Here is a 26,512-nt window from a genome sequence, read left to right as displayed (position 1 = left end):
ACGGTCGTTCACAACGTTACTGTCCCATGGCGACTCAAAAATCGATGCTCGCCGAGATTCGGTAAGTGCGTGGTGTACCGGGGGTGAGGAAACCACGTCCTGTCGTTGCCCAGTAGTCTAAGCCGAAGACGTTTTCCACCGCCGCACGCAACGTCAGCAACCTGCCGTCGATTTTAGTGACGTAGCGTGCCCCGATATCAGCCCGGGTCCAGTCCGGTATCTGCTGCGTGTTCGCCTGATCGTAAAATTGTCGCGAGGTATAAATGACCCTTCCGGTCAGGGTCGCTACTCCCGAGGTCCGCCAGAAGGGCAGATCGTATTCGCCATACAGGTTGAATTGAACATCTGGAACGCCAACCGCGGTCCTGCCGTCGAATTGGCCGCCAACCGTCTTGGTCTGCACGCCGTCGATGAGGGCCACGCCACCGAGCAGACGCACTCCAGGAGCGACTTCACCGAAGGTGTTGAACTCCAATCCGCGATTACGTTGCTCGCCATCGACCGAGAAGATGTTGGTTGCCGGATTCGTAAACCCGTTGGGCTGTGTAATCTCAAACGCGGCTACACTCACACCCACAGTCCCGAAGTCATACTTGGCGCCGACTTCGATCTGCTTGGCCACAATCGCAGGAAAGACTTGGCCGACATTGGCGGTCCCGACTGGCGCTATTCCACCCGACGTTAGGCCTTCGATGTAGTTGCCGTAAAGCGACAGGTTGTTGATTGGCTTTACTACGAGAGCCACGGCAGGAGTGATCGCCTCGTTCTGCGGGCGTGAGGTCACGGCACCGGTCCTATTGAAGTTGGCGACATCGATTCCCTGCCAGCGCCCGCCCACGGTGAGGAGCACGCGATCATCGAGAACCGACATTGTATCTGCGATCGCGACGCTTTGATTGATCCGCCGCGAAGCAAGTGGCGCATCGTGTGACAGGCCCGTCGCGCTACGCGGAGCCACATAAACCGGGTTATAGAGGTTCGACGTAATCAATGATCCGACATTGGTAGCGGCAGTTCCGTTGTCTTGCCACAGACCGGTGGCCGACATCACGGTTGAATGTTTCACCACTCCGGTGGCGAAACGGCCGCGCAGCCCAACCTCTCCGGTTTCGCGATCGGCATCTTGTACGGTGAGGGCCGGTTGTGACGTGAACCTGCCCAGTGCGTTCGTGAGTCTCAGAGTTCCACCGAAGAAAGTCTCGTCAGATTTGCTGCGACCGTAAGCTCCGTACAGCGTCCAGAAATCATTGAGGTCATATTCGGCGCGAAGCGCCGCGTATTGATGGTTCGATTGATAGTATTCCCAGGGCTGCTGCTGGTTGATCCAGAGTGAAGGTGAATCCGGGATAGGAAAGCCCGGGTTCACTTGCCGCACGCGTGTTGGCGCCTTCAGGTTCTGCTTCTGAAAACCGACATCCACCGTAGCCCGGAACCGTTCGCCACGATAGTCGAGAGCCGCCGCGCCGACGCCGAATCCATCCGTCTGGAAGGCAATCGGCGTCTGGCCATCGCGATAGGCACCATTGAGGCGAACGCCCCATTCTTTGTTCTCGCCAAAGCGCCGACCGAAATCGACGGCCGTCCCGACATTTCCGTTTGACACGAAGCCCGTCGTCAATCGCGTGATCGGATCGTCGGTGGCACGCTTCGGAATGAGGTTGACTGTCCCGCCGACATTTCCGAATGGCGAAATCCCATACAGCAAGGCGCCTGGTCCCTTCAGGATCTCCACACGCTCGATAGGCTCTAGCGCAGGGCGGCGCGAATCGGAAACGCCGTAAAGGCCGTCGAAGGCGAAGTCGCTCGCAAATACCGGGAAACCGCGAATCAGAAACCCATCGATTCCGCTATAGCGTGGTGAGTTCGTGCGCACCGAGGGATCGTTGTCGGCGACATCGCTGATGGTGTTGGCCTGCTGGTCGCGGATAAGCTTGCTCGTGTAGCCCGTCGTGTTGAACGGCGTATCGAAGACATTGCGATTGCCTAACATGCCGACGCGTGTGGTGGTCCCGACCTGACCGCCGGCATAGGGAGCCGGCGGTTGACCGATCGTGCCGGTCGAAGGCGTGAGGTACGGGACAGCCGGCGATCTCACCGGAGCGGCAACGCGCGACGCAGCAGTCGATCTCACTGGAGCGGCAGCGCGACGAGCAGCAGTGCGCGGTTTCTTGTTTGCGGCCTTGGGTGCGGTGACCGTCACGGTTGGTAAAGGAGTGGCTTCTTGTGCGTATGCGTCCTCTGCTAATTGATAGGACAATGGGAGATAACTCACTGCACCGCAACAAACCATCCAGTAAAGTTTTTTCGTCAACGGATTCATCATCGCCCCAAGTTTAACCATGCACCCAAAAACCGAATCCCTCTATAGCATCCTTTCGCGTGTAGATTAGGATTCGACTGTAGAATCATTATAGACAGAGCTGTTGCTGTCGAAATTTATCCTGTCGCGCATCCAGCGTAGCCGTAGAAACAGGCCTTCGAGCCATTTTTCCCGACCCATTGTGGCCGCGATTGTTCATGCGCGCCTCCAGCAGATGGCGCACACGGACGAAATCTGTTCTTGCTGAGGAGCTGCTAAGCCGCGATGAGCGACCTCAAAAAGGAGAGCAGGAAGGCCGGTGATCAACCCCGGGGATTGGCCGCCCCTGCTACGCGCTTGGCAAAGGACCCGAAGACGTCTTTGATCCTAAATGGCTCACGGCTTATCGATATCTTGATTCATCCAGACAAGCTTGATGAGACGATACAAGCTCGCGCGGCCGAAGGTATTGTCGCGTATTGAGCAATTCGCGCCCACGCCGCAGGTCCGTCTCGGACTGGGTTAAAGACCGACAAGGGGACAATGTCCTTGCCACAATTCGGCACACGACCCTCGTCAAAATACGGCGCTGAAGCTTCATTGCTGTTACTCTGGTCAGTGCCGTGATGCTCGATTAGTCGCATTAAGCGCCGTGCTGAGCACTCGCGCGAGCTTGATCGCGTCGTCGTTCGTCCAGAAATGCAGGAAGAAGAGCCGCGGTTGTTCCTCCAGCATGTGGCTATGAATCGCAGTTATCTCGATGCCATCCAAGCGGAGTGCCTTGACGACCGGATTCACTTCGTCACTGGTTAAGACAAAATCACCAGTGATCGCTGTTTTGCCGCCACCCGTTGGCTGAAAGTTGATCCCAGTGGCCATGCCCATTGGCCCCGCAGGAGCGGTCGCCATCCCGCCCATCATGATCTCGTCGCGCCGCGCAACACCGATTTGATAGACGCCGGCGTTTACATGTCCCTTTGCACCGATGATCTGATCGATCTGAACCGTGTCGAGATCGAGGGAGGACGTTGCGGCCGCAGTGGTCGGTGCTGCAAGTGGGGTTTTGCTCTCGGCGAGAGCGTCGTGAAGTATGGAGGCCATCTTCACCGGGTCTCCAGTCCCCTAACATGAAGATTGAAGGTTGCGGGAGTTGCTCGGAGCAGGTGATCGTGAATCGCTGTGACTTCGAGGCCACCCTCGATTAGTTTCGACATGACTGGATTGATCTCGGTTTCTAGGAGAACGAGATCGCCCATGGCCATGGCGCCGTCGTGATCTGGCTTGAACCCAACCCAGCCGCCGAGGGCAAGGGCCGGCGCAATCGAAACCCCATCGAGGGTTACCTTAAGGTCGCTCCTTGTGAAGCCGTAACGATGGACGTCGCCGGATAGGGTGGGCTTGCGGCCGAGCGTCGGATCGACCTTTTGCCAGTCGATGTCCTGGGCATCGGCGATTGTGGAAGAAGCAATAATAAGACCTCAAATGAGGCGTAGACGTCGGGTCGGAGGCTTGTGCTGCGCGTTGGAGCAACCGTCCGGTCGAAGTCTGACCCCCAATCACGACCCACAGCAACCAAATGGAGATTGGGAGTTGTGGCTCACCAATATGATGCCAAGGAAAGTGGTCCCAGCTGCGGAAATCTTCACCCGGCGATCCGACAGTCGATCCAGCATGTACCGCAATAGCAGTGCCGCGAACATCGATCCGCCGCCGAAACACGCCTGGAGGCCGGCCCCATGAGCCGGATCGGAATGTGAGGCGGAGAAGAGCCTGAAACAGGCTATCCTGATCGCCGTAACCCAATCACTGCTGATTGCCGCACGTACAAATCGCTTGAAGCTTCAGTTGTACGCAAAGCTGCAGCGGCACCCCGACGACATAGTCGAATTGCTATGGTCCTGCGCACGCTTTGAATTCGAAGCGCAGCAGCCGTAAGGCGTTTGCCGTCACCAAAACGGTCGCACCAGTGTCGGCCAGGATCGCCATCCAGAGCGGTGTTGCGCCGAAAAGCGTGGTGACGAGAAAAACGCTCTTCAGGCCGAGCGCGAGCGTGATGTTCTGCCAGATATTGGCAAGCGTCGCGCGCGATAACGCGATCAACTCTGCAACGCCGGTAACTCGGTTTTTCAGGAGCGCCGCGTCCGCAGTCTCCAATGCGACGTCCGTGCCGCCTCCCATGGCGATGCCTACCGAGGACGCGGCAAGCGCGGGCGCATCGTTGATGCCGTCGCCGACCATCGCGATAGGCCCTTCGCTCTTATAAACTGAGATCGCGTTGAGCTTGGCGTCCGGCAGCAGTTCGGCCCTGATTTCAAGTTTGAGTGCGCCGCCGATCGCAGCCGCTGTACGGGCATTGTCGCCGGTCAGCATGATCGGGCGTATGCCAAGAGTGCGGAGCTTCGCAAGGCCGTCAGCGGCATCCGGACGCGGCTCGTCACGCAGCGCAATCAGTCCGATGTGCTGCTTACCCTCGCTGACCACCACGACAGTTTTTCCCTGGCTTTCGAGAGCCTCGATCTGTTTCCGGACGTTCTCAGGCACCGCGCCTTGCTCGGCCGCGTAGCGGGGCGATCCGACTGAGACGAAACCAGCCTTAAGTCGGGCAGTTACTGCTTTGCCAGGCGTCGCGATTCCACCGCCAAAGGCTTTGGGGATATCGAGTCCGCGCCTTTCAGCCTCGGCGACAATAGCCGCGCCAAGCGGATGGCTGGAGCCACGCTCAACGGCAGCGGACTTCGCCAGGATATCGGCCTTCATGCCTACGATCACGACAACGTCGGTAACCTGCGGGTGACCGATGGTCAGCGTGCCGGTCTTATCGAAGGCAACGGTTCTGACCTTGCCGAGCGTTTCCAATGCCGCGCCACCTTTGATGAGGAGGCCGCGTCGTGCGCCACTGGCCAAACCCGACGCGATCGCGGCCGGGGTGGATATCACCAGAGCGCAGGGGCAAGCGATCAGCAGTACCGCCAGTCCGCGATAGACCCAGGTGAACCAGTCAACTCCATACACCAGTGGAGGAACGAGGACGACAAGCGCCGAAACGACCATCGCAGCCGGCGTGTACCAGCGACTGAAGCGATCAATGAACCGGGCCGTCGGCGCCTTCGACCCCTGTGCTTCCTCGACCATATGGATGATACGAGCAATCGTGTTGTCGGCGGCCGTCCGGGTGATCTCGACGCGCAACTCACCATTGGCATTGATACTGCCGGCGTAGACGACCGATCCGGGCTCCTTGCCGACCGGGACGGACTCACCGGTCACCGGCGCCTCGTTGACCTCGGATACGCCCCCGATCACGGTCCCATCAGAAGGTACTCGGTCGCCTGGCCGGACGATCACGGCATCGCCGACGACCAGATCTCCGACTGGCACTGTCTCAATGTCGGAGCCGGTATGACGGCGGGCAGTGCGCGGTACGAGATCGATCAGCGCCTTGATGCCAGCGCGTGCCCGCCCGGCGGCGACGCCTTCCAGCAATTCGCCGACCGCGAAGAGGAACACGACGACGGCGGCCTCTCCCGCCTCGCCGATGGCTACGGCGCCGACCGCCGCGATCGACATCAGCATCTCGATGCTGAACGGCGTGCCCGAGAGAGCGCCGGCGAGCGCACGCCGGCCGATCGGAATTAGGCCGACTAAAGTGGCGGCGATAAAGGCCCAGTTCGACCAGGCAGGCTCGACATACGACACCGCGAAAGCAAGCAACAGCAAGGCGCCGGTGCCGATGACAAGGCGTCCTTTCGGTGATGACCACGCGCCTTCCGCCGTATCGCGATCATCATCACGATGACCCGACGACATGACCTGCTCAGACGGATCAACAGGTGCGTAGCCGAGCGCCCTGATCTTGGCCTCGATCGCACGCCGGGACGTGTGGTCTTCGTCAACCGACAAGGAGAGCGACTGCAGGCCGAAGTTAACGTGGATGTCGCTGACACCCGGCAGCCGCTTCATCGCGTTTTCGATTTTCGCGGCGCAGGCACCGCAATCCATCCATTCGATACGCAGCTTCAACGGGGTGGCGGTTGCCATGGGTCACCTCGACAAGTTCGACATGACCACCCATATGGACCCTGTAGTAACTATAGGGTCAAGACTATGACAGGCGATTTCCTCTCGATCGGCGAGTTGGGGAGAAGGACGGATACCAAGATTGAGACAATCCGCTATTATGAGCGGATTGGACTCCTTGCCGCGCCGGGCCGCACGGCGGGAAACTACCGGGCCTATGGTTCCGAGCACCTCAATCGGCTGAGCTTCATCCGGCGCTCGCGGGATCTTGGGTTTTCGCTCGACCAAGTGCGCGCATTGCTCGATTTGGCCGATCAGCGTGATCGCTCCTGCGACGCTGTCGATGCAATCGCCAAAGAGCACCGGGCCGAGGTTGATCGAAAGATCGCCGACTTGCGCGCCCTGCGTCGCGAACTTGACAGCATGATCGATCAGTGTCGCTGCGGCACGGTTGCCGATTGCCGGATCATCGAGGCGCTGTCGCCCACAACCATAGTCGCGCCATAAGACAAGACTTAAGGCTTTGTCTTGCAGCAATCGGACGGATCTTCTTGAATCGGCGGGCAAGATACGTCTGCGTATGAGCAGTAGACGCAACAATCTCCGGGCTTGGGCTTCAAAACGACACCGCACGCCTGACATTCGTAGAAATATTGGCAGGCGTCCGTTGGCATTATCTCTTTCGATATTGCACCGCATTGCGGGCAAGTAATGGTGGCCTCTAGGATAGCCATGGGCTTCCCTCTACTGATGATTTAAGATCAGAGGGCCTGTGACCCGCGATAGTGTGCGAACACGCGCTGTTGTCCCTGTCCGAACAGAACCACCTCGTAAGTCTCAGGCAGCGTCCCTGAAACCTCCATGCCCGGAGATCCGATGGGCATGCCGGCAACGGCCAAGCCTATCGCTTGCGGCCGCTCGACCAGCAGCCGCTTGATCGCATTGGCCGGAACTTGCCCCTCGACGACATAGCTACGACTTCTGCCGTATGGCAGGAGATCAGAGCATCGGGCACGCCGAGTCGGACCTTGAGCGGCGCGAGGTCGGGCGTCTCGACCACCTCAACCCTAAATCCGGCTGCCCTCACATGGGCAACCCAACCGCCGCAACAGCCGCAGTTCGGATCGCGGGTCACGGTCATCTTGGGCAATGTCTCAGCCGCCCGTGAGCGTTGCGATAGCGCGAGCATGGCGGTCGCCTATAAGGCGCCATCATCAGCGCCCGCCGCGTTGTTAATTGCTTGGTTGTCATGTTGCTTCTGCTTTCGTTGGCTGCTCCCTCGCGCTCGGCCTCCAATCGAAGTTGCGTATAACGCATCTCATCGGAAGAAGACGTATTTCACGAGTGCCGCGATCACCAGCACCAAAACAAAGAGGCCGATCACGCCGGCGAGAGCCATGCCATCCCATGGCTCCCATCATGTCGTGCATCATTGGAATTTCCTCTCATTCGGCGGCTGCCTTGAGACCAGCTAGCCCCTGTTCGATCGCTGTCTCCTCGGAGGCCATGCTCCGCGGCAGCCGCCACCCCTTGATCAGCGCATAGACGGCGGGGATTACGACCAGCGTGAGCACGGTCGAGGAGACCATGCCGCCGATCATCGGCACTGCGATGCGTTGCATCACTTCCGAACCGGTGCCGGTGCTCCACAGGATCGGGACGAGGCCGGCTGTGATGGCGATGACGGTCATCATCTTCGGCCGGACACGTTCGACGGCGCCGAGCATGATCGCTTCGTAGAGATTTGTTCGGGTGAAGGGCCGTCCTTCCGCCTCCCGCTCAACCTTTAGTTCCGCCATCGCCTGTTCGAGATAGATCAGCATGATGACGCCGGTCTCGGCGGCTACGCCGGCAAGCGCGATGAAGCCGACCGCCACGGCGACCGACATGTTGAAGCCGAGCCACCACATCAACCAGATGCCGCCGACCAGCGCGAAGGGCAGCGACAGCATGACAATGAGCGTCTCGGTTAGCGCCCGGAAGTTGAGGTAGAGCAACAGGAAAATGACCAGCAGCGTCACCGGCACCACGATCTTCAACCGCGCTTCTGCGCGTTGAAGATACTCAAACTGGCCGCTCCACGAGACATAGGTACCGGGTGGCAGCTTGACCTCGGTCGCGACCGCTTGCTGCGCCGCTGCGACATAGCCGCCGAGATCGCGGCCGGCGATATCCACGAAAACGTAGACTGCGAGCTGACCGTTCTCGGTGCGGATCGAGGCGGCGCCGCGGGTCAGCTCGACCTTGGCGACCTCGCCGAGCGGCACCGTTCCGCCTCCCGGCAACGGCACCTGCACGTCACGAGCGATCGATTGTGGGTCACTCCTGAAAGCGCGCGGATAGCGGATGGTGACGGCATAGCGTTCGCGACCCTCAACGGTAGTGGTCACCGACTCGGCCCCGAGCGCGCTTGCGATCACGGCCTGGACGTCGCCAATGGCCAAGCCATAGCGACCAAGCGCGTCGCGATCCGGCACGATGTCAAGGTAGTAGCCGCCGATCACCCGCTCGGCATAGGCGCTCGATGTGCCCGGCAGCGATCGCAGCACCCGCTCGATCTCACGAGCCGCCTGCTCCATCTGAGCGAGATCCGTTCCGAACACTTTGACACCGACTGGCGTGCGAATGCCGGTCGCAAGCATATCGATGCGAGCGCGGATCGGCATGGTCCAGGCATTGGAGACGCCGGGAAATCGCAATGCTCTATCCATTTCGGTCTTCAGGCTGTCGATGGTGACACCGGGCCGCCATTCGCTCTTCGGCTTCAGATTAATGATGGTCTCGAACATCTCCATCGGCGCCGGATCGGTGGCGGTGAGCGCACGTCCCGCCTTACCATAGACCGAAGCCACCTCCGGAAAGCTCTTGATGATCCGGTCCTGCACTTGCAGAAGCTCAGCCGCCTTGGTCACGGAAATCCCTGGTAAGGTCGTCGGCATGTACATCAGTGCCCCCTCGTCGAGGCTCGGCATGAACTCCGAACCGAGTTGTCGTGCCGGCCAGACAGTCACTCCGAGGACAATGAGCGCGACGAGGATGGTGAGCGTCTTCGCCTTCAGGACTCCGCGGATGACTGGCCGGTAGACCCAGATCAGGAAACGGTTGATCGGGTTCCGGTGCTCCGGGATGATCCGGCCGCGCACGAAGACCACCATCAACGCCGGCACCAGTGTCACCGACAGCAACGCCGCGGCCGCCATCGCGAAGGTCTTTGTGAAGGCGAGCGGACCGAACATCCGGCCCTCCTGCGACTCCAGCGTGAAGATCGGCAGGAAGGAGACGGTGATAACGAGCAGGCTGAAGAACAGCGCCGGACCGACCTGGCTCGCCGCCTCGATCAGGATTTCGACGCGCGGCTTGTCGGGCGGTGCGCGCTCCAAATGCTTGTGAGCGTTTTCGATCATCACGATGGCGGCGTCGATCATGGCGCCGACGGCGATGGCGATGCCACCGAGGCTCATGATGTTGGAGCCAAGCCCAATCGCCTTCATCGCCGCGAAGGCTATGAGGATGCCGACCGGCAGCATCAGGATGGCGACAAGCGCACTGCGCAAATGTAGCAGGAACACTACGCAGACCAGCGCCACAATGATGCTCTCCTCGATCAGCGTGCCCTTCAGGGTCTCGATCGCCCGGCCGATCAGTTCGGAACGGTCGTAGACCGGCACGATCTCGGCGCCCTCGGGTAGGCTCGACGCAATCTCGGCAAGTCGCGCCTTGACGTTCTCGATCACGGTCAGCGCGTTGGCACCGAAGCGTTGCAGGACGATACCGCTCGCGACTTCGCTTTCGCCGTTGAGTTCAGTGATACCGCGCCGTTCGCCCGGCCCGATTTCGACGCGGGCAACGTCTCTCACGCGCAGCGACACGCCACGGTCGGTCTTCAGCACCACATTTTCGATGTCGGCGGCGCTTCTGATATAGCCGCGACCGCGCACCATGAATTCGAACTCGGAGAGCTCGACGGTACGACCGCCGACATCGGCGTTGCTGGCCTTGACGGCCTCGCGCACGCGGTCGAGCGAGATACCCAACGCCCGCAGTCTGTTGGGATCGACCACGATCGAATATTGCTTCACGAAGCCGCCGACGCTGGCGACTTCCGCGACGCCATCCGCCTTGGAGGCCCCGAAGCGGATCACCCAGTCCTGCAGAGAGCGCAGCTCGGCGAGCGTCATCTCCTTCGCGACGACGGCGTATTGGTAGACCCAGCCGACACCGGTCGCATCCGGACCGAGGGTTGGCGTCACGCCCGCCGGCAACCGCTGAGCGGCAGCGTTGAGATATTCAAGGACGCGGCTTCGTGCCCAATAGGGATCGGTGCGATCTTCGAAGATCACATAGACGAAGGAGACGCCGAAGAAGGAGAAGCCACGCACCACTTTTGACTTCGGCACCGTCAGCATCGAGGTCGTCAGCGGATAAGTGACCTGATCCTCGACCACTTGCGGCGCCTGGCCGGGATAGTTGGTGTAGACGATCACCTGCACGTCCGAGAGGTCGGGGATGGCGTCGAGCGGCAGCGTCTTCAGCGCATAGAGCCCAGCGGCAACGGCGAAGATCGTGCCGACGAATACGAGCACAAGGTTGCGGGCCGACCAGCCAATGAGTTGGGCGATCATGGCCGGGCCTCCGGCGGGGTCAGGCCGCGGAGCGCCGCCTTTAGATTGCTCTCGGCGTCAATCAGGAAGTTCGCCGCGACAACGACACGGTCACCCTCCGCAATCCCCTCGCGGATTTCGGTGAACCCTTCGCCACGCAAGCCGATCTTCACATCGTGCGGTTCGAACCGGCCGTCTCCACGATCTATGATCACGACCTGTCGTGTGCCGGTGTCGATCACCGCGCTGTCCGGAACGGCCACCACGGGCGCGGCAGTGCCGGTGCTTACCTCCACTTCGGCGTACATATTGGGGAGCAGAACACCGCTGGAATTGGCAATTTCGATCCGTGCCCGCGTGGCTCGCGTCGTTTCACTAACCTGCGGATAGATCAGAGACACACGTCCCTCGAAGGTGCGGCCTGGTAGGCTTCGGACTCGTATCGTTACCGGCGCATCAATTCGAACGGCCGCAAGATCGAACTCCGGCACGTCCGCCAACACCCAGACAGTCGAGATATCCGCGAGGCGGAACAGCACATCGCCTGATGCTACCTTCATGCCCTCAACGACATTGCGTTCGAGCACGACGCCGTCGCGCGCCGCACGCCATGTGATCGATAGTGGCACCTTGCGGGTACGCTCGATCTCGGCGATGGCCTCGGGTGGTACTCCCAGATTTTCCAGGCGCTGGCGAGCACCGCCGATAGCGCCGTCGCGACCGCCAATATTGAGATCGCTGAGAAACAGCGCACCCGCGGCAGCGATGTCAGGTGAGTAGAGTCGGACCAGTATCTGGCCTTTCGTGACCCGGTCTCCCGTCGTGACGTTCGCCACCTCGTTGACGAAGGCATCGCTCCGGGTTGCGACCACCGAGACGCGCCGCTCGTCGAGCTGAATGGTTCCCGGTACTCGAACAGGTCTGCCGACGGTCCGCCGCTTGACCAACTCGGATCGCACACCAGTCCGCTGCAATTTGCCGAGCGACACCTGCACGACTGAGCTGCCGTCGTCCTTTCCCTCGTAGACGGGGATATAGTTCATCCCCATCGAGTCTTTCTTTGGCACAGGCGAGGTGTCAGGCAGGCCCATCGGGTTGCGATAGTAGAGGATGCGCTGCGTGCCGGCCTGCTCAGTCGCCTCGGCTGTCGTCGGCTGCTTCTCTTCGAAGCTCACATCCTCGCTGGCGCGAACGGCGCGGAAAGCACGGCCGTCTGCGGTTTTGCGCGGTGTTGCCGAGTAAGCTGGCTTACCGTCAGGGTCCTGATAGTAAATCACCGCTCCCGTGCCGGCTGGCGTCGACGCCGCCAAGGGTGCCTCGACACGAAACCATTTTGTGAGGCCGGTGACCGGAAGATTCCGAACACCCGCCCAATAGCCTCCGGCCCCCGCCGCTAAAATAGCGGCGAGGGCGAGGCCAATAAGAGCGAGCCGTTTCATGGCGTCGCTTTCAGGACCAGTTTGTTCTCGAGCGTTCCGGTCTCACCCTGGATCTTGGCGCCGAGCGAAAGCCGCCAGCCACCAGCCATCGTCAAGTTGGTCTTGAAGCGATAGACACCCGGCTCGGTTGATGGCAGAGCCTCGATCGGCGCCGCCATCGACTCCATGCCGTCGGGCGCCATGTCGATCCGTGTCGCGAAGATGACCGCGTCGGGAACCGCCTTGCCGGATCGTTTGTTGATGAGCCGGACTGCGACGATGGCTCCGTTGCCGTGCTTGACTTCAGTTTGAACGAGTCGAAGCTCATAGTCCGTGATGTCGGCTTTAGCTGCCGAAAAAGCCGTCACGGAAAGTGCGGCCACGAGCACCGCCGCAGCGGCGCGTTTCATAGAAGAAGTCGTCATAGTTTGAAAATCCCAGATTCATCGAAGCACCGTGCGCATGGCCCGGCGTTGCGCGGCCTATGGCCACGCGCTTTCGACCGCCCGAGCATACGCTTGGGCGGCGCGAACCGGCACCGAAGTGCCGGCGATGTTCTAGGTTCTTGGAGGTCGAGCTGGAGGTTCTACCACGAGCGCATCGCGCACGACATCGTTGCCTGGAGAAAGGGAATCGCTTTGATCCCAAAAGATGAAGGCAAGACTCGAAAGCGTCGGCGTGACCGAGAAACACTTGGCCATACAGGTCGCCATCAACGGGCAGGACTTCTGGCAATCCGGGACTACCGGCTTCTCATGCGGGCAGCAGGGCATATCGTCCGGCATTGACGCTATGGACATATCAGAGGCGGCCGCCACCACGGCTCCGCTCACCGATGCGGTGAACGGTCCAGCAATAAGCCCCACGATCGCAAGGATCGGGAGCAACCTGCGGAGCCAGATGCCTACCCTCATGATCGGAAAATGGCACAGGCTTCGCGTTCGGGGAAGGTGGGGAAAATGACCCTTTCGTGAAGAGTCGCGGAACGACAGATCGCGTGTCGGGTGGCTTTTTGGCTCATTTCAAGTCGTTGCATTCAATCTCAAGAGGACGCCGCCGCCGAGAGGTTCACCCGCCGCATCAGGGCTTCACCGCTTTCCTTGCGCTCGGAATATCGGTCGGTGAGGTAAGCCGAGACATCGCGCGTCAGCAGCGTGAACTTGACCAGTTCTTCCATCACATCGACGACCCGATCATAGTAGGAGCATGGCTTCATCCGCCCAGCTTCATCAAACTCCTGATAGGCCTTGGAAACGGATGACTGGTTGGGGATCGTCACCATCCGCATCCAACGGCCAAGCACGCGCATCTGGTTGACGGCGTTGAAGCTCTGCGAGCCGCCCGATACCTGCATGACGGCAAGCGTTCGGCCTTGCGTCGGCCGGACGGCGCCGACCGACAGGGGAATCCAATCGATCTGTGCCTTCATCACCGCGCTCATGGCGCCGTGCCGCTCCGGGCTGGTCCAGACCTGGCCTTCCGACCAGAGCGAGAGTTTCCGCAGTTCACGCACCTTCGGGTGATCGATTGCCGCTCCATCTGGCAACGGCAAGCCATGCGGGTCGAAGATGCGGGTTTCCGCGCCGAAGTGCTTCAGCAGGCGTTCGGCTTCCTGGGTCAGGAAACGACTGTATGACCGCTCGCGAAGCGAACCATATCAGCAGCGAGGCAGGCATCTTCTAGCGGTGCCTGCCGTGGTCCATTTTATCAGCTACGAACCCGCGATGGGACCGCTAGGGCCTCTTTCGATTGCTGGGCATTCGCCGGATTGGGTGATTATCGGTGGCGAGAGCGGCGTGGCAATCGACAAGACGCGGCCGACCAAGCCTCAATGGGCACGAGAAGCGATCGCAGAGTGTCGCCGTGTCGGCGCTTCGCCGTTTTTGAAACAGTGGGGCCGATATTCGAATAATCCGCTTGTTGTTGAAGCTGGCCTAACTGAGCGCCAGGCCGCAGATATTGACCCAATATCCAACGGGAAGGGCGGGGGGCTCATTGACGGGAAGATCGTCAGAGAATTTCCTAAAATTCGTGGGTTACGTACTGTAGCTGCTTGAGCTAAGTGAATCGATGCGCCACCATCGGTTGCATGAATAAGCAGGGTCTTCTTTTTGAAAATCTGCCCCCGCCGGCGGATCGACCGATCCGCTTTCGGACGCCAGACCGTCCGGTCTGGACGGAGAATAAAGCAAAGCTGATTGAGAGGTACCTATACTATTTCGTGATGATCACGAAGCACGGAGCTTACATCGACGGCTTCGCTGGTCCTCAATACCCTGAAAAGGTGGATGCTTGGGCAGCAAAGCTCGTGCTGGATTCTAAGCCTCCCTTCCTACGCAAGTTTTGGCTCTGTGAGCAAAGCAAGGAAAAGCTACCGGCACTCCATGATTTAGCGGCATCGAGTATGCAGAAGGGCCGCACCATTAAAGTGGTTTTCGGAGACTTCAACGAGAATCTAAAATCCATACTTGAAAGCGGAGCCATTACGGAAAAAATGGCGACTTTCTGTCTTCTCGATCTAGCATACCTTCGAATGTGAATGGAAATCGTTGCAGGCGCTCTCGGCGCATAAGTCTGGCAATAAAATCGAACTCTTCTACTTTCTGGCTACAGGTTGGCTTGATCGAGCAATTGCAGCAACTACCCGCAATCAAGACGTTCTTTCAAAATGGTGGGGTAATGATGACTGGCGGAGCCTGCTGGGAATGCGCTCCTTCGATCGAGCGCAGCTATTAGCGAGCCGCTTCAAGAGTGAATTTGGCTATAAGCACGCCCATGCTTGGCCGATCTATGACAAAGAGGGTGGAGGCCGCCGAATCATGTATCATATGATTCATGCATCGGATCACGATGAAGCGCCCAAGCTGATGAGCTGGGCCTATAGAAAGGCAAATGAACCGAAGGAGGATTTAGGAGAACTTCAACAAGAGTTATTCGGGTCAGCAAGTTTTCACAAACGGTAATGTTCCGGCTGTCGCCGGGCATCTCACGCCTTCTGCTGTCGTGGCTTTCTTGGCGGTACGATCTGTTTTAGTCTCGCACTTCGCTCATCAAGCTTCTTCTGAAGCGCGGGTGCAACGAATGCCTGATGTACGAAGTGTTCGAGTATCTCCACCATTGTCAATAAATCAGATTTTTCTGGCACCCAACCTCGGTGCATAGAAGCGCTGCCAGCTTCCGTCAATGTCTCCAATCTTTCGCGATCTAAATTCGTGATCCGGTTGTCAGCGACAAGCGCATCCAATTTCTGTTTGAATGTGAGATTAGAATCCACGTCCAGAAGTTCAGAAGCTATGTCGAAAGCCGTTCTAACGCCAGCCGCAGCAAGCATCGACAGATCGTGCTCAAGGGCGATGTATAGCTCGTTCATGGCCTCTTCTAACATGTCCGATTTTTCTACTGGGAGATTGCCAGACGAAAACCAATCTGGGGCCTTGCGATCTAAGATGGCAGGCCAATACGCGACCGTTTCGTCATAAACGAGGACATCTTCTTGCGCGGCATCATCCCATTCGTATTGGTAATCCTCAGAGAAGATTTTGATGGTCTGGCAAAAGACGTGATCGCATCCGCGACATTGAAGAATGAACCAGTCGGTCCTTCCCCAAACTAAACCACCGGCATCATCCCAGCGTTCGGTGGTGTTACCACGGACGTCGCAATTCCGCATTCCGGCGCAAACAGCGCACATCGCTTTCTTTGTCTCTGACTTTTCCATTGCATGTGTTTCACAGTTGGATGCGACTTCATAGCAAGTCATGCTTGCGATGTCTGCTGTTGGCCCTAGCGGACATGCCCCTGCCGATGTCCAGTTGCGAGTCATAGGGTTCGCCTAATCCCGCGCATTCGCATCATCCGAACACCGGCTCGGCCGTCCGCCGCCCCATCGGCAAGCCCTGTAGTCCCACGGCACAACGTAACTACCAGCCCAGACATTTCGACCCGCACGTTCGGCTTCCTTCTGAGCGCCCGCATACTTTCCTTTTGAGTATCGGGGCCAATCGAATGCGAACCCCGCTCGCACGATCCATTCCCCAAGATCATCGCCGCCGACAAAACATACAGCAACAACACGCCGATATCGATCAACGTCCACGCCCTTACAGCTAACCGGCCTACCAGCAATAGAGCGAGCTAGCTCGTTCGCCGCCTTTGCACCGCAGCGATATTGCAGGCTATCGTCACCGCGGCAGAGTTGATCGGACTCGGGTGCATCTATCCCCGATAGGCGAATACGCTGCCCATGAATTTCGAGCGTGTCGCCGTCAATAACGGATGCGTGGCCTGTGATTGTCTCTGCGAGTGCAAGCGATACAACAAGCGTGACAAGCGCTGCGATCAAGAGACGGTTAAATCTTGGGGTCACTTTGAATGATCCATGGCTTTCCACTTGCCGTCACGGATTGCCAACATGACGCGGGCTTGGGGTAATAGCAGTTGGTCTTGTTTGCTCGCTGCGAGCGCTTCGACTTCGGCCCAATCGATTAGAACGGTGCCGTCGTCCTTCACTTCATAAAGCGCCGTATTGTTGAGCGACTGCGTGATTTTGACAGTCCTGACGGCCTTTGGCTCTTCGGCCGTGGCAGTGGATGCGAAAAGTATCGATGCCAATAGCGCAGCATATCGCGTCATGGTTCAAGCCTCTGTCTCAAGTCTAGAGTGTTCTAGGCGCGCGACACGGCCACCCATCTGAATGTGCGTCGCGAAAATCGCTTTCCAATTGGAAAACCAGCCAAGGGGGAGCTGCTGGATGAGATCAGTGAAAATCACAATATTCCGAAATGATACCACCTCGCTCGTTATTACGTACCCCTCACCACAACACGCTCGATCACTTTGAGCCACTACGCCGCCCCAAAAAGGTCATTAGGCGCCTCATGGGAGCGCTGATAACTTTGGGCGTCGTGCAGAGCGGCTGCTTCAACATGAGAAATAAATTTGCGGCAGGAACGATACAGGTCGGAAGATGAAATTCGTGGTGGCCTCTCGGAGGACTTATGAACTGGAGTTCGTGGCTCAATGAATACTACGGAGATAAATTGGCCCAGACGGACGCGATATGCGAAAAGGGGGCATCGATATACGTAGCGTTTAGTTGGATAACGGACCCGTACCTATGGAACGTACTTCTTTGGAAAGAGTACGATGGTTACGAGGCCATAAAGAATACACTTCCCAACGTGCCGGATACTGAAACTCAGAAAAATTGGTCCGGACGCTCGGGAATGGAGTTGGGGGCCGCAGTCGTCGAAACTTATCGCCTTATGCATGATAAGCTGAGGCTTCATCTTAGGAAGCCGTTCGATCTATGCTCGGTGCTGGACTATGGGTGCGGTTGGGGCAATGTGATCCGATACTTCATGAAGGACGTGCCGCTGAGTAATTTGCATGCTTGCGATCCACACAAGGGCATCATCCAAGTAGCCAAAGACCTCAATCCACAGCTCGATATCGTATTGTCGGACAGTCTACCAAACAGTCTGCCATTTGCTGGAAATTTCGATTTCGTTTACGCGCTTTCTGTCTGGACTCACCTGTCCCCAGTCGCCAGCGATGTATGTTTGACCGCTTTACACGCATCCCTCAATGAGGACGGCATTGTGTACCTTACAGTCCGACCTCCGGCATATGCGTACTATGATCCCGTCTCAAAGCTACCAGGTTGGGATCAGCAGGAGATAGCCGAGACTATACGGCGCGATGGCATTGTTTTCTATCCGCAGAGCTTGGAAGTCGACGGCGCAATGACCTACGGCGAGACCATCATCACCCGGAAATACATCGAGCAAAACTGGACTGACCGGTTTGACTTGATAGACGTAGCAATGAACGGGATTGCTCCATATCAGGGTATTATTGTTCTTAGAAAGAAATGATGCCTTTTCGGTCGACTTGCCGCGAAGCCAGCGGCCGTCGAAGCGGTCCCAAAATTGAATTGCGTCTAACTTTACGGCGAACTCATAAACGCACCATGTGCCGTCGCGCTGAATGCGTTCGCCCGTCCCGTCAAACGGGATGCCATGGTGCGGATTCCATGAGTCAAACATGGCCTGCGTCGTGAACCACGCCGCTCTACCGCTGAGCTAAATCCGCGTAAACGAAGCCGCCGAGCGGAGTATGATCGGTCGACGACTTCGCTAGGGGTGGACCCGGACGAGGGCAATGTCCGGTGTTGGTAAGCTAGCGCGGACTCCGACAAGCGTAACGAAACTTGCTCATTAGGCTTGATAGGCGCGTTCCAGGTTAATTCTGGAACCCTTCGTGGGCACAATCCATCAGCGGTTTTGAGGTGAACGTGGTTGCTACCCGTCCGCCCCATATTATGCGCGGTGCGGGCCTAATCGTGGCACGGCCGCAAAGCGCTCACGGCAAACTTGGAAACGAAGATGCCAGCGCCGACTCCTGCGAAAGCGCCTGCCAATTTGATCGCGATATCATGCACAGTTCCATGTCTGTAATTCACGAAATGCTGGAGGTACTCAAAACCGCAAATAGCACCCGCTAGCAGAATTAAGATGACAAGGAGTCGATGCGGATAGGCAAGTGAGAAGGCAAACCCGAGCACCGCAAGCGCCAGTAATCGCTCAGCATTTGGATGCCCGAACGTCGGACGTAGGCCAAGCGGACCATCCGTGAGAATGAAGATGGCGAGTAAGAGAATCCAGGCTGTTGCTTTAAGTGCTGGTGCCATTACTGCATACTGAGCGAAACGCCCAAGGAGCAAGCCTTAGCCGCCGTTGCGCCTGGTGTTCGCTTCAATTGCCTTGCGATTTTTGCGACACCGACTTTTTTCTTAGCCAGCGATCTTAGATCGCGAACGTCCGATTTCGTCCATTCGCGGCGGACTGTCTTTTTAGCTTTGGCCAAACCGTCTCTCCTAATTTGTTTGAGTGCGGTTTAGCAGATCGCGCGTTTTGCGCAAGGCAACGACGAATGTCTCGCGCGCGCTGACTGCCTAATAAAGAATTTGATAAAATGGAGCGGGTGAACCGCCCTGGGTTTGCCGGAGGCTCCAACTCTTGAGAGGATGGAGCCACCATGAGTAAGACGACTAACAAGTTTCCGCCTGAGGTCCGCAACCGCGCTGTCCGACTGGTCCTTGATCACGAGCACGAGCATCAGTCGCGATGGGCTGCGATTACCTCGGTTGCCGCGAAGATCGGCTGCGCAGGCCAGACATTGAACGACTGGGTGAAGAAGTCGGAGGTCGACACCGGCAAGCGTCCTGGCGCATCGACGGACATGACCGCCAAGATGAAGTCTTTGGAGCGCGAGAACCGTGAACTCCGGCAAGCCAATGAGATCCTGCGCAAGGCATCCGCGTATTTTGCCCAGGCGGAGCTCGACCGCCGGTCAAAGACATGATCGCGTTTATTGACGATCATCGCGAGGTCTATGGGGTCGAGCCGATCTGCAAGGTTCTGCCGATTGCCCCCTCGACCTACCATGACCACGTCGCCAAGAGGGTTGATCCTTCGAAGTTATCGGTTCGGGCGCACCGGGATTTGGTGTTGAAGCCGGAGATCGAACGTGTCTTCGCCGAGAACTTCGAAGTCTACGGCGCACGGAAGGTCTGGCGGCAGCTCAACCGCGAAGGCGTCGCTGTCGCGCGTTGTACGGTCGAGCGCCTGATGGCCGACCTCGGCCTCCAGGGCGTGATCCGCGGCAAACCAGTCCGCACAACGATGCAGGACAAGGCCGCGGCTTGCCCGCAGGACCATGTGAACCGCCAATTCCATGCGCCGGCGCCCAATATGCTCTGGCTCTCCGACTTCACCTATGTGAGTACTTGGAGCGGGTTCATCTACGTCGCTTTTGTGATCGACGCCTACGCTCGTCGCATCGTCGGCTGGCGCGTCTCACCGCCGCGGTCCGGGCCGGTGCGGGTCAGGTCTCGCAAGTCCGATCGTTCGACCCGAACGCGGAAGAAACCGTGTTCTTCCCCAGGCTGGTCGGCGGCTAGAAACGGTCAGCGCCATGTCGCGACTTCCGCCATGTGAACGCTCGCGTGTGAGAGCCGTAAGGGCGCTTTTCATCAGACATGGGGCCGAGCGAACTGCGGAGGGCCGGTCCTTGCGGCTTCTGCGGGAGTGGCTGTCGCCGGTGCAACGGATGCAGTTCGCGAAAAATGAATACTTCGAAGTCGTCGGTGGCGACACGGGCAGGCGCTATAGGATTTATCCCGGCACCATGTCGAACGTCTTCGAGATCGACGAAACAGGTCACCCGAGGCTTGGGCTGTGTTTTCAAACGATGGGTGAGCTGCCGATTGGAGACGTGATGCTTGCCCAGAAGATCGCGTTGGAAAACTGCGAGAGTAGCGTTCTCGCGTTGGCCAGAAGCTTCGTTCCTAGCGTTTTCATGTTCCGGCGAGGCAGGCTTCTCGGCTGAGAGCAGTCTCGGGAACAGCGCGGCTGGGAATGGGAACGACGGACGATCACGACGAAGCTCAGGTTCTTCCCGCAGGTAGCTTCGTGAGGCCTGCTGACTGGCACTCGGACATGCGCGCCCTCGATCCGCCGCCCTTCGGGCGGCAGGAACGGGGGGGGAGGGCTGAGCTGGCTGATCTCTATCAAAGGGCGCGTTGAAAGACGCTGAACTGGAAAAACTGTTGCGAACCCCAAGGGGTCGCGTGTTCATGTCGCAGCGTGTGTACCAGCCGAAACTCGGTTCCGAGCACCTGCCCAAGACTCTCAGCATCATAACGCACGACCGGCAAGCCGCTACACTTCTCGGGTCCATCCAATGCGAAGGTGGCGATGATGACGTGCCCGCCGACTTTCAACGCGCGTCTAAGACGTGCAACGTAAGCAACACGGTCCTTGTCTTCTGTAAGGAAGTGGAATGCCGCTCGGTCATGCCAAACGTCGTATTCCTGAGTTGGCTCCCAAGTCGTGACGTCTGCAACAAGCCACCGCACCAATGCGGAATCTTGGCCTAAACGTGCTTGAGCCGTCTTCAATGCAGATTCCGACAAGTCCAGCACCGTGACTGCTCGAAAGCCCTTTGCAACCAAACTATCAACAAGGCGTGAAGCGCCCCCTCCGATGTCAACAATGGCCGCGTCCGGGCTCGCCCCCAATTCGGCGATCAATTCAACCGACTGCGCCGGGCTTTCCTGAAACCAACTAACTTCATTCTCGCCCTTCTTGGTGTAAACGTTTTCCCAATGGGCCTGACGACTTGCGCTCTGCACAACAACCTCCCGCCCGTCCAAGGCTTTCGCACAACATGGTCACTCCCCCTATCCTCAACAACAAGCGTCGGGATCAATCGCTGCTAATGATGTTGATGGTGGGGGCAAGCGGTCATTCTGCACCGGCCGGATCGATCCAGCGGTTGTCATATGCCTTTCTTGCGGCATGTTTACCTTGGCTCACCTGACCGTGAAATCGTTCAGGCCTGAAAAACTATAAATGGTTGTCAGGATATTGCGCATCAAAGCGCCGGCTCAAATTGGTGCTCGTCATGATCGAAGATCGAGAGTCATCACCCCGCGCGAATAGGTGGTAATGGAGTGAGCATCGGCTGTAGTGTCGTAGATCTTTCCGCTGATGGAGCGTCTATCGATGTGCCGGACGCGCACCACGTCCCCGATCGGTTTCGACTTGTGGCCGAGCATGGCCGCGTCGTGCTCAACTGTAGAATCCTCTGGATCAATCAGAGCCGGATTGGCGTTGCTTTTGAATCGGTATGAGAGCGGTGAGCGCTCGTTTTCGCTGCCTTTGATATAGAACCCGCTTGATCGGGGACTGCCGGCCCAGTACCCAACATGGGGGTTAGAACTGGCAGCCCTTAGCCGGGTGCTTTCCCGGCCCTCGAATCTATCCGAACATCTCGGAGAACATGCGATCCGTTATCTCGGCGGTGGTGTCTCACGCCCCACGAGGATTCGGTGGGGTCGAAGAAATAGGAGCCAGCTTACCCAATCGGCCCGCACCAGCCGGGCAGGTAGATCGCGTCCTTGCTCTTGGCCAGGCTCAACCCTTGCTCGATCGCGTTCTCGAAATCGGCCTCGACCGTTTTTCTCGACACCCTGCGGCGCAGAAAATCCGCCCAAAGAAATTCGCTGAATGGCGTCGTATCCTTGGCGAATCCACCCACGCGCCGCAATTCGCCGGCGAGGCTGCGGAACGGATCGTCCTTGAGGTCGGTCACCGATTTGGGAATGTCCTTGAAGTGACAGCGCTCGCCTTTGGAATTGTACGGATAAGCCCAGCGCCGGTTGTCCATCACTACCCAGAAGGCCTCTTGATCGACCATGGACAGGTCGGCGATGACGGTAACAAGGACGTCCTTCACACCTTCGTCGTGCAGCGCCCGTGCCAGATGATGGTGATCGATGACGTAATGGTGTTGGTTGGGGCCGCGCACCACCGGGATCAAACGCCGGCCAAGCGACTCGGCGCGCTTCTTGTCGGACTCCTGCGCGCGCCAGCGCCGACGCTTTTCCTCGACCTCCCGCATCCCGACCGTCATCTGCGTCGGCCGCAGCGATAAAATTGGAATCGGATGCAGGATCGGTTCGCGGGTGCCCACCATATAAGAAGCTCTCCGTCTCCCTCTTCCGACTATGGCATGTTGCCATCGGATGGCAATAGTATCGAACCGCTTGCGCGGAGCCTATGACAAGACAGGCAACCGGCACTTCCGAGCGTGATCGATTGGTTGCCTCTTTGCTCAATCACTCAACAACCCCCGCTGCTCGCCCTCCAACTGCCGCAACAGTTCATCGAATCTGGAATCGATCTGCCGCGCTACGCCGTGTGGATCATCTGCGCCGTTGATCGTCCAATGGTTGGTGATCGTGGTCGGGCCGCGAGTCGTACTGCTCGACGCCCCAGCGAGCGCAGCAACGCCATCAGCGGTAAAGCTACGCAGCCGGTTGTTGGACTCGATCCTGCCGGACATGCCGGGGATATAAAGCTCGGGACCACGCTCGCCGATAAGGTACGGCTTTCCTGCCGCCACCGGACCGCCGAGTGCGCGCTTGCCTGCAACAGCCGGCGCAGGATTAGCCGCCGCGGTCGGAGCCGTGCCACCGCCGCCGCCAAAGCCAAGAAAATTACTGACGGCGCTACCGAACTGTCTCGCCTTTTCGATGGCAGTGCCGAGGAAGCCGATCACCCTTTGGATCGCATCGACCACCGCATTGATGCCACTCGCAGCGGCACCACCGACCGCAGCGCCCCAGGACCACCAACCTTCGGTCGTCTGATTCAACGGGCCGAGCAACTGGCTGACATAATCGAACGCAGAGCGCAGATAGCCGACCAGCGTGCCGAGCGGACCGTTGGCGCCACCAATTCCTTCCATGAAGCTCGAACCGAAGGCGCTGAAGAACTCCTTGACGCCGTTCCAATTGTTTGCAACCCAAATGCCAAGCGCCGTCAGCCCAACGACAAGGGCGCCGACGATCAGGCCAACGGGGTTCGCCGCCAGCGCCCACATCGCCATTCCGATGCCGCGCAGCGCGTTCACAGGGAAGAGCAGCGTGGCGAGGGCGAACCGGCCCAGGCTTGCGCCAATCGCTGCCAACGTTGCCCCAGCGCCAAACGTAGACAGCATCCGAAGGCCAACCATGAGCGTGCCAAGGCGCGCAAGTCCGGCTACAGCGAGTCCCGCAACGGCGGTGCCGATGAAAGCAATGCCGCGCGCGACCATCGCGATCGGCGACAGCAATCCGGTGAGGGCCAACGCACCGACGCGGCCGATCGCCCCGAGCGCGAACATTAGCGGGCCAGCCGCTGCGGCTGCGGCAGTGAGGCCGATACCGAGCTTGAGCGTGGCGGGGGAGGTTGCCGCGAGGTTCTTCACCGCACTGGCAAGGTGCTCCATCATGCCGACGATCTCAGGCGTCACCGTCCGGACCAACGTATTGGAAAAGGTCTGCCATGACGCGCTGAGCCTGCGGGTCGCACCCTCCAAACCTTGCTGGCGCTTGGCGACCGTATTCTCGGTATATCCCGCCGCGCCTTCGTTCACATCCTTCAGGATGCCCTCAAGATCGGCCTTGAGCAGCGACAACATTCGAACCGACTGCCGGCCTTCGAAGATACGCGCCAGATCGCCTTGCGTCGCGCCGGCCTTCTTCAGGTCGATAAGCAACTTGGTAAGATCGGTCTTACCACCGGCCAACGTGAGCGCACCGTCCACCGCCTTCATAATCGCGTCGCGGTCCATCGCTTGATCCGCGCCGAGCCGCGACGCCACCGCGTCGAAGACCGCCTTGCGTTGCTTTTCGTTGCTGCCTCGGTTCCGCGCGAGCGCCTTGTCGATATCTGCCGCAGGCACATCGAAGCCAAACGACGCAAGCCCCGCTGCAACGCCCGTACCGGTGCGCTTGCCACCGGAGACATAATTGCCGTAGTCGAGCCCGAGCCGGGCCATCGTGGCCTGACCGTCCTTTGTCGGCTTCAGGACGCGAACATACGCGGAGCGTAGCGCCACGCCGGCCTCGCTACCCATCTGACCGGCTTTCGACAATGCGATAATAAGGGCGTTGGTGCTTTCGATATTTTCCCCGGCGACGGCCGCCGCCGCGCCGACGAACTTATAAGCGTCCGTCATCTCGCGAACGTTGGCGGCGGTGGTCTGGAGCTCCGTCACCACGTCGACAGGATGCGCTCGGCGTTCTGCTTGTCGTAGCAGTCGACGTTAACGCAGAGCCGTTCGCCCCAGTGGGACAGGTGTCCCTACCGCAAACCATATCCGGCTGGTAGTTGATTGAGAATCGGCTGATGCTGTTGCGTGATGTTGGACCTGTGCAGACTGATCTGGCGGATGTTCACGGATCTTTTCCGGTCGCGAGCTACGCTTGAGGCCGAGATTTTGGTCTTGAGGCAACAAATCAATGTGCTTCGGCGAGGGGCGCCTCGCAAGCTTGCTTTCAACCTAATTGGTCGACTGATTTTCGTTAGTCTTTTCCGGTTGTTCCCCCAGACCGGTAGTGCGCTTGCGATCGTTAAGCCGGACACTGTTATAAGATGGCCGAATGGGTCGCCAATCAAATGACGGAGGCATGTGGCTGGGAGCAAATCCCTCGTTACCTGGTCCGGGATCGCGATGGCGCCTACGGCGAAATATTCGTCCGCCGCGTTCGATCCATCGGCATTCGAGATCGCCCGACTTCTCCTCGCTCACTGTGGCAAAATGCGTACGCTGAACGGCTGATCGGATTGATCCGCAGGGAATGCGTTGATCATATCGTGGTCTTCGGCGAACGCCATCTGCGCCACGTGCTGCACTCGTACATGAGCTACTACAACGGCACACGCACCCATTTGTCATTGAACAAGGACGCGCCGAAATCACGCGCCGCCGAGACAGCTGTCCGCTGGCATCGCGCCGGGTTCAGATCGTACTGGCGCTGGAAATCGCGCGCCCGTGGCGGCCTGCTGCTGTCGTATATGAATTATTACAACGAGGCTCGCACGCATCTATCCTTGGAGAAGGATTCACCGGTCTCGCGCAACGTTGAGCGGGCCGGACATATTCTTTGCCGTCCGGTCCTGGGCGGGCTGCATCACCTATATCTTCGGATTTGATTTGCGACAGGCAAGGGTTAGAAAATTCGGCCGAGACCGATCGGAACCAATTTGTAGCCCTCAGAGTTTACTTACGTTTAATAAAGGCCCGTCTGAGCCCATCCGGCTGAGATGGCGGGCAAGGTGAGATATACTCGAACCCGGATCCAGCAGATCATCTTTGTCGGAGGGCTCATCGGCTGTGTGTTCCCTTCGTCGTTTTGTGTCTCGGGTACCCTCATTTACCCGGTGTCCCTTTATAGCTGATGGAGGACGCGGATATGATCGACACTCTCGCCGAGAAGACATGCACACCTTGTCGCGGTCGCGTTCCGCCACTCACGCGCGAGGAAGCCCAACGCTTGCAGATACAGGTATCCAATTGGGAGCTCGTTGATGATGCCCACCGCATCGAGCGCAGCTTTCGCTTTGGCAATTTCCGAGAATCGCTGGCTTTTGTTCAGAAAATTGGCGAGCTCGCCGAGGCCGAAGGGCATCACCCTGATATCAGTTTCGGTTGGGGCTATGTCACCGTCTCCCTGAACACTAAGAAAATCAAGGGGCTGCACGAGAACGATTTTATCATCGCGACCAAGATCGACCGAGTTCTCGACCGCCAGCATTGAGAGGGCAAAATTCAATCAACAGCGG

The 26,512-nt window shown here is 58.6% G+C and carries 23 protein-coding genes, 1 tRNA gene, 4 pseudogenes and 1 other annotated feature; of the genes and pseudogenes, 11 read left to right on the top strand and 17 right to left on the bottom strand.

Annotated elements, in window-relative coordinates; translation table 11 throughout:
• Positions 1-34: 34 nt before the first annotated feature.
• Positions 35-2,131, bottom strand: a complete 2,097-nt coding sequence (locus ACM561_RS12780; protein ID WP_425905495.1) for a TonB-dependent receptor — start codon at positions 2,129-2,131, stop codon at positions 35-37.
• A 453-nt stretch (positions 2,132-2,584) separates the two neighbouring features.
• Between ACM561_RS12780 and ACM561_RS12775 the strand changes: the two genes are divergently transcribed.
• The gene (locus tag ACM561_RS12775) at positions 2,585-2,782 is read left to right on the top strand and encodes a hypothetical protein (protein ID WP_425905493.1); all 198 of its coding nucleotides are present in this window, start codon (positions 2,585-2,587) and stop codon (positions 2,780-2,782) included.
• Positions 2,783-2,914: 132 nt separating this feature from the next.
• On the opposite strand, the pseudogene ACM561_RS12770 reads toward ACM561_RS12775, so the two are convergent.
• Together ACM561_RS12770 and ACM561_RS12765 are read right to left on the bottom strand one after the other, a co-directional pair.
• Positions 2,915-3,771: pseudogene (locus ACM561_RS12770) on the bottom strand (DUF1259 domain-containing protein).
• Between the two features lie 418 nt (positions 3,772-4,189).
• Entirely contained in the window at positions 4,190-6,337 is a 2,148-nt protein-coding gene (locus ACM561_RS12765) for a heavy metal translocating P-type ATPase (RefSeq protein WP_425905491.1), read from the bottom strand.
• A 66-nt stretch (positions 6,338-6,403) separates the two neighbouring features.
• Here ACM561_RS12765 and ACM561_RS12760 point away from each other — a divergent pair, with 66 nt between their 5' ends.
• A complete protein-coding gene (locus tag ACM561_RS12760) occupies positions 6,404-6,823 on the top strand; it encodes a MerR family transcriptional regulator (RefSeq protein WP_425905489.1) in 420 nt (139 codons plus the stop codon).
• An 8-nt stretch (positions 6,824-6,831) separates the two neighbouring features.
• Here the strand turns inward: ACM561_RS12760 and ACM561_RS12755 are convergent, their stop codons facing one another.
• The 6 genes and pseudogenes from ACM561_RS12755 to arsH form a co-directional block, all read right to left on the bottom strand.
• Positions 6,832-7,050, bottom strand: coding sequence for a GDCCVxC domain-containing (seleno)protein (locus ACM561_RS12755; RefSeq protein ID WP_081431756.1), 219 nt, complete (start codon positions 7,048-7,050; stop codon positions 6,832-6,834).
• Between the two features lie 27 nt (positions 7,051-7,077).
• A pseudogene (locus ACM561_RS12750) lies at positions 7,078-7,531 on the bottom strand (DUF411 domain-containing protein).
• Between the two features lie 230 nt (positions 7,532-7,761).
• Positions 7,762-10,938, bottom strand: coding sequence for an efflux RND transporter permease subunit (locus tag ACM561_RS12745; RefSeq protein ID WP_425905488.1), 3,177 nt, complete (start codon positions 10,936-10,938; stop codon positions 7,762-7,764).
• Positions 10,935-12,356 carry an efflux RND transporter periplasmic adaptor subunit gene (locus tag ACM561_RS12740; RefSeq protein WP_425905486.1) on the bottom strand — a complete coding sequence of 474 codons (1,422 nt, stop codon included), beginning with the start codon at positions 12,354-12,356 and terminating at the stop codon, positions 10,935-10,937. The genes ACM561_RS12745 and ACM561_RS12740 overlap by 4 nt, the downstream gene beginning before the upstream one ends.
• Positions 12,353-12,760: a FixH family protein gene (locus ACM561_RS12735; protein ID WP_292961473.1), complete on the bottom strand. Its 408-nt coding sequence runs from the start codon at positions 12,758-12,760 to the stop codon at positions 12,353-12,355. Before ACM561_RS12735 ends, ACM561_RS12740 begins: the two co-directional genes overlap by 4 nt.
• A 617-nt stretch (positions 12,761-13,377) precedes the next feature.
• Positions 13,378-13,992 (bottom strand): annotated as a pseudogene (gene arsH / locus ACM561_RS12730) (arsenical resistance protein ArsH); the annotation flags it as partial.
• Here arsH and ACM561_RS12725 point away from each other — a divergent pair.
• From ACM561_RS12725 to ACM561_RS12715, 3 genes are read left to right on the top strand one after another with little or no spacing between them, the layout of a single operon-like run.
• A complete protein-coding gene (locus tag ACM561_RS12725; RefSeq protein ID WP_425905484.1) occupies positions 13,904-14,392 on the top strand; it encodes a DUF5131 family protein in 489 nt (162 codons plus the stop codon). The pseudogene arsH and the gene ACM561_RS12725 sit on opposite strands and share 89 nt — an antisense overlap.
• 32 nt (positions 14,393-14,424) lie before the next feature.
• A complete protein-coding gene (tcmP, locus tag ACM561_RS12720; protein WP_425905482.1) occupies positions 14,425-14,874 on the top strand; it encodes a three-Cys-motif partner protein TcmP in 450 nt (149 codons plus the stop codon).
• A gap of 10 nt (positions 14,875-14,884) precedes the next feature.
• On the top strand, positions 14,885-15,298 hold the full coding sequence (locus tag ACM561_RS12715; protein WP_425905480.1) for a hypothetical protein: 414 nt from the start codon (positions 14,885-14,887) through the stop codon (positions 15,296-15,298).
• A gap of 23 nt (positions 15,299-15,321) precedes the next feature.
• Here the strand turns inward: ACM561_RS12715 and ACM561_RS12710 are convergent, their stop codons facing one another.
• The 3 genes from ACM561_RS12710 to ACM561_RS12700 form a co-directional block, all read right to left on the bottom strand.
• Positions 15,322-16,053 carry a DUF4145 domain-containing protein gene (locus ACM561_RS12710; RefSeq protein WP_425905478.1) on the bottom strand — a complete coding sequence of 244 codons (732 nt, stop codon included), beginning with the start codon at positions 16,051-16,053 and terminating at the stop codon, positions 15,322-15,324.
• A gap of 114 nt (positions 16,054-16,167) precedes the next feature.
• Entirely contained in the window at positions 16,168-16,677 is a 510-nt protein-coding gene (locus ACM561_RS12705) for a thermonuclease family protein (RefSeq protein ID WP_425909743.1), read from the bottom strand.
• A 20-nt stretch (positions 16,678-16,697) separates the two neighbouring features.
• Positions 16,698-16,967, bottom strand: a complete 270-nt coding sequence (locus tag ACM561_RS12700; protein ID WP_425905477.1) for a hypothetical protein — start codon at positions 16,965-16,967, stop codon at positions 16,698-16,700.
• A gap of 365 nt (positions 16,968-17,332) precedes the next feature.
• Between ACM561_RS12700 and ACM561_RS12695 the strand changes: the two genes are divergently transcribed.
• Entirely contained in the window at positions 17,333-18,211 is an 879-nt protein-coding gene (locus ACM561_RS12695) for a class I SAM-dependent methyltransferase (RefSeq protein ID WP_425905475.1), read from the top strand.
• A gap of 145 nt (positions 18,212-18,356) precedes the next feature.
• Here ACM561_RS12695 and ACM561_RS12690 read toward each other — a convergent pair.
• Together ACM561_RS12690 and ACM561_RS12685 are read right to left on the bottom strand one after the other, a co-directional pair.
• Positions 18,357-18,428: transfer RNA gene (locus tag ACM561_RS12690), tRNA-Val, on the bottom strand.
• 244 nt (positions 18,429-18,672) lie between these two features.
• Positions 18,673-19,026, bottom strand: coding sequence for a VanZ family protein (locus ACM561_RS12685; protein ID WP_425905473.1), 354 nt, complete (start codon positions 19,024-19,026; stop codon positions 18,673-18,675).
• A gap of 347 nt (positions 19,027-19,373) precedes the next feature.
• Here ACM561_RS12685 and ACM561_RS12680 point away from each other — a divergent pair.
• Positions 19,374-20,197: pseudogene (locus ACM561_RS12680) on the top strand (IS3 family transposase); the annotation flags it as partial.
• Positions 19,655-19,771: a sequence feature (AL1L pseudoknot), on the top strand. (Overlaps the previous pseudogene by 117 nt.)
• Positions 20,198-20,408: 211 nt before the next feature.
• Positions 20,409-20,726, top strand: coding sequence for a hypothetical protein (locus tag ACM561_RS12675; RefSeq protein ID WP_425905472.1), 318 nt, complete (start codon positions 20,409-20,411; stop codon positions 20,724-20,726).
• 181 nt (positions 20,727-20,907) lie between these two features.
• Here ACM561_RS12675 and ACM561_RS12670 read toward each other — a convergent pair whose 3' ends face one another.
• Positions 20,908-21,531, bottom strand: coding sequence for a class I SAM-dependent methyltransferase (locus ACM561_RS12670; RefSeq protein ID WP_425905470.1), 624 nt, complete (start codon positions 21,529-21,531; stop codon positions 20,908-20,910).
• 282 nt (positions 21,532-21,813) lie between these two features.
• On the opposite strand from ACM561_RS12670, the gene ACM561_RS12665 reads away from it, so the two are divergent.
• Positions 21,814-22,032, top strand: coding sequence for a PilZ domain-containing protein (locus ACM561_RS12665; RefSeq protein WP_425909742.1), 219 nt, complete (start codon positions 21,814-21,816; stop codon positions 22,030-22,032).
• A gap of 224 nt (positions 22,033-22,256) precedes the next feature.
• On the opposite strand, the gene ACM561_RS12660 is transcribed toward ACM561_RS12665, so the two are convergent.
• Both ACM561_RS12660 and ACM561_RS12655 read right to left on the bottom strand, forming a co-directional pair.
• Positions 22,257-22,877 (bottom strand): ParB-like protein, encoded by a 621-nt coding sequence (locus ACM561_RS12660; protein WP_425905469.1) that lies wholly within the window; start codon positions 22,875-22,877, stop codon positions 22,257-22,259.
• A 138-nt stretch (positions 22,878-23,015) separates the two neighbouring features.
• Positions 23,016-24,947, bottom strand: a complete 1,932-nt coding sequence (locus ACM561_RS12655; protein WP_425905467.1) for a phage tail tape measure protein — start codon at positions 24,945-24,947, stop codon at positions 23,016-23,018.
• A gap of 374 nt (positions 24,948-25,321) precedes the next feature.
• Here ACM561_RS12655 and ACM561_RS12650 point away from each other — a divergent pair, with 374 nt between their 5' ends.
• Complete coding sequence (locus tag ACM561_RS12650) at positions 25,322-25,882, top strand: integrase core domain-containing protein (protein WP_425905465.1); 561 nt, start codon at positions 25,322-25,324, stop codon at positions 25,880-25,882.
• A gap of 260 nt (positions 25,883-26,142) precedes the next feature.
• Positions 26,143-26,487 carry a 4a-hydroxytetrahydrobiopterin dehydratase gene (locus ACM561_RS12645; protein WP_425905464.1) on the top strand — a complete coding sequence of 115 codons (345 nt, stop codon included), beginning with the start codon at positions 26,143-26,145 and terminating at the stop codon, positions 26,485-26,487.
• The last annotated feature ends 25 nt before the right edge of the window (positions 26,488-26,512 follow it).

Source organism: Nitrobacter sp. TKz-YC02 (assembly GCF_049852135.1).
GTDB classification, from domain to species: domain Bacteria; phylum Pseudomonadota; class Alphaproteobacteria; order Rhizobiales; family Xanthobacteraceae; genus Nitrobacter; species Nitrobacter vulgaris.
The sequence above is the reverse complement of the archived record's forward strand: the minus strand, read 5'-3'. Positions and strand labels throughout refer to the sequence as shown.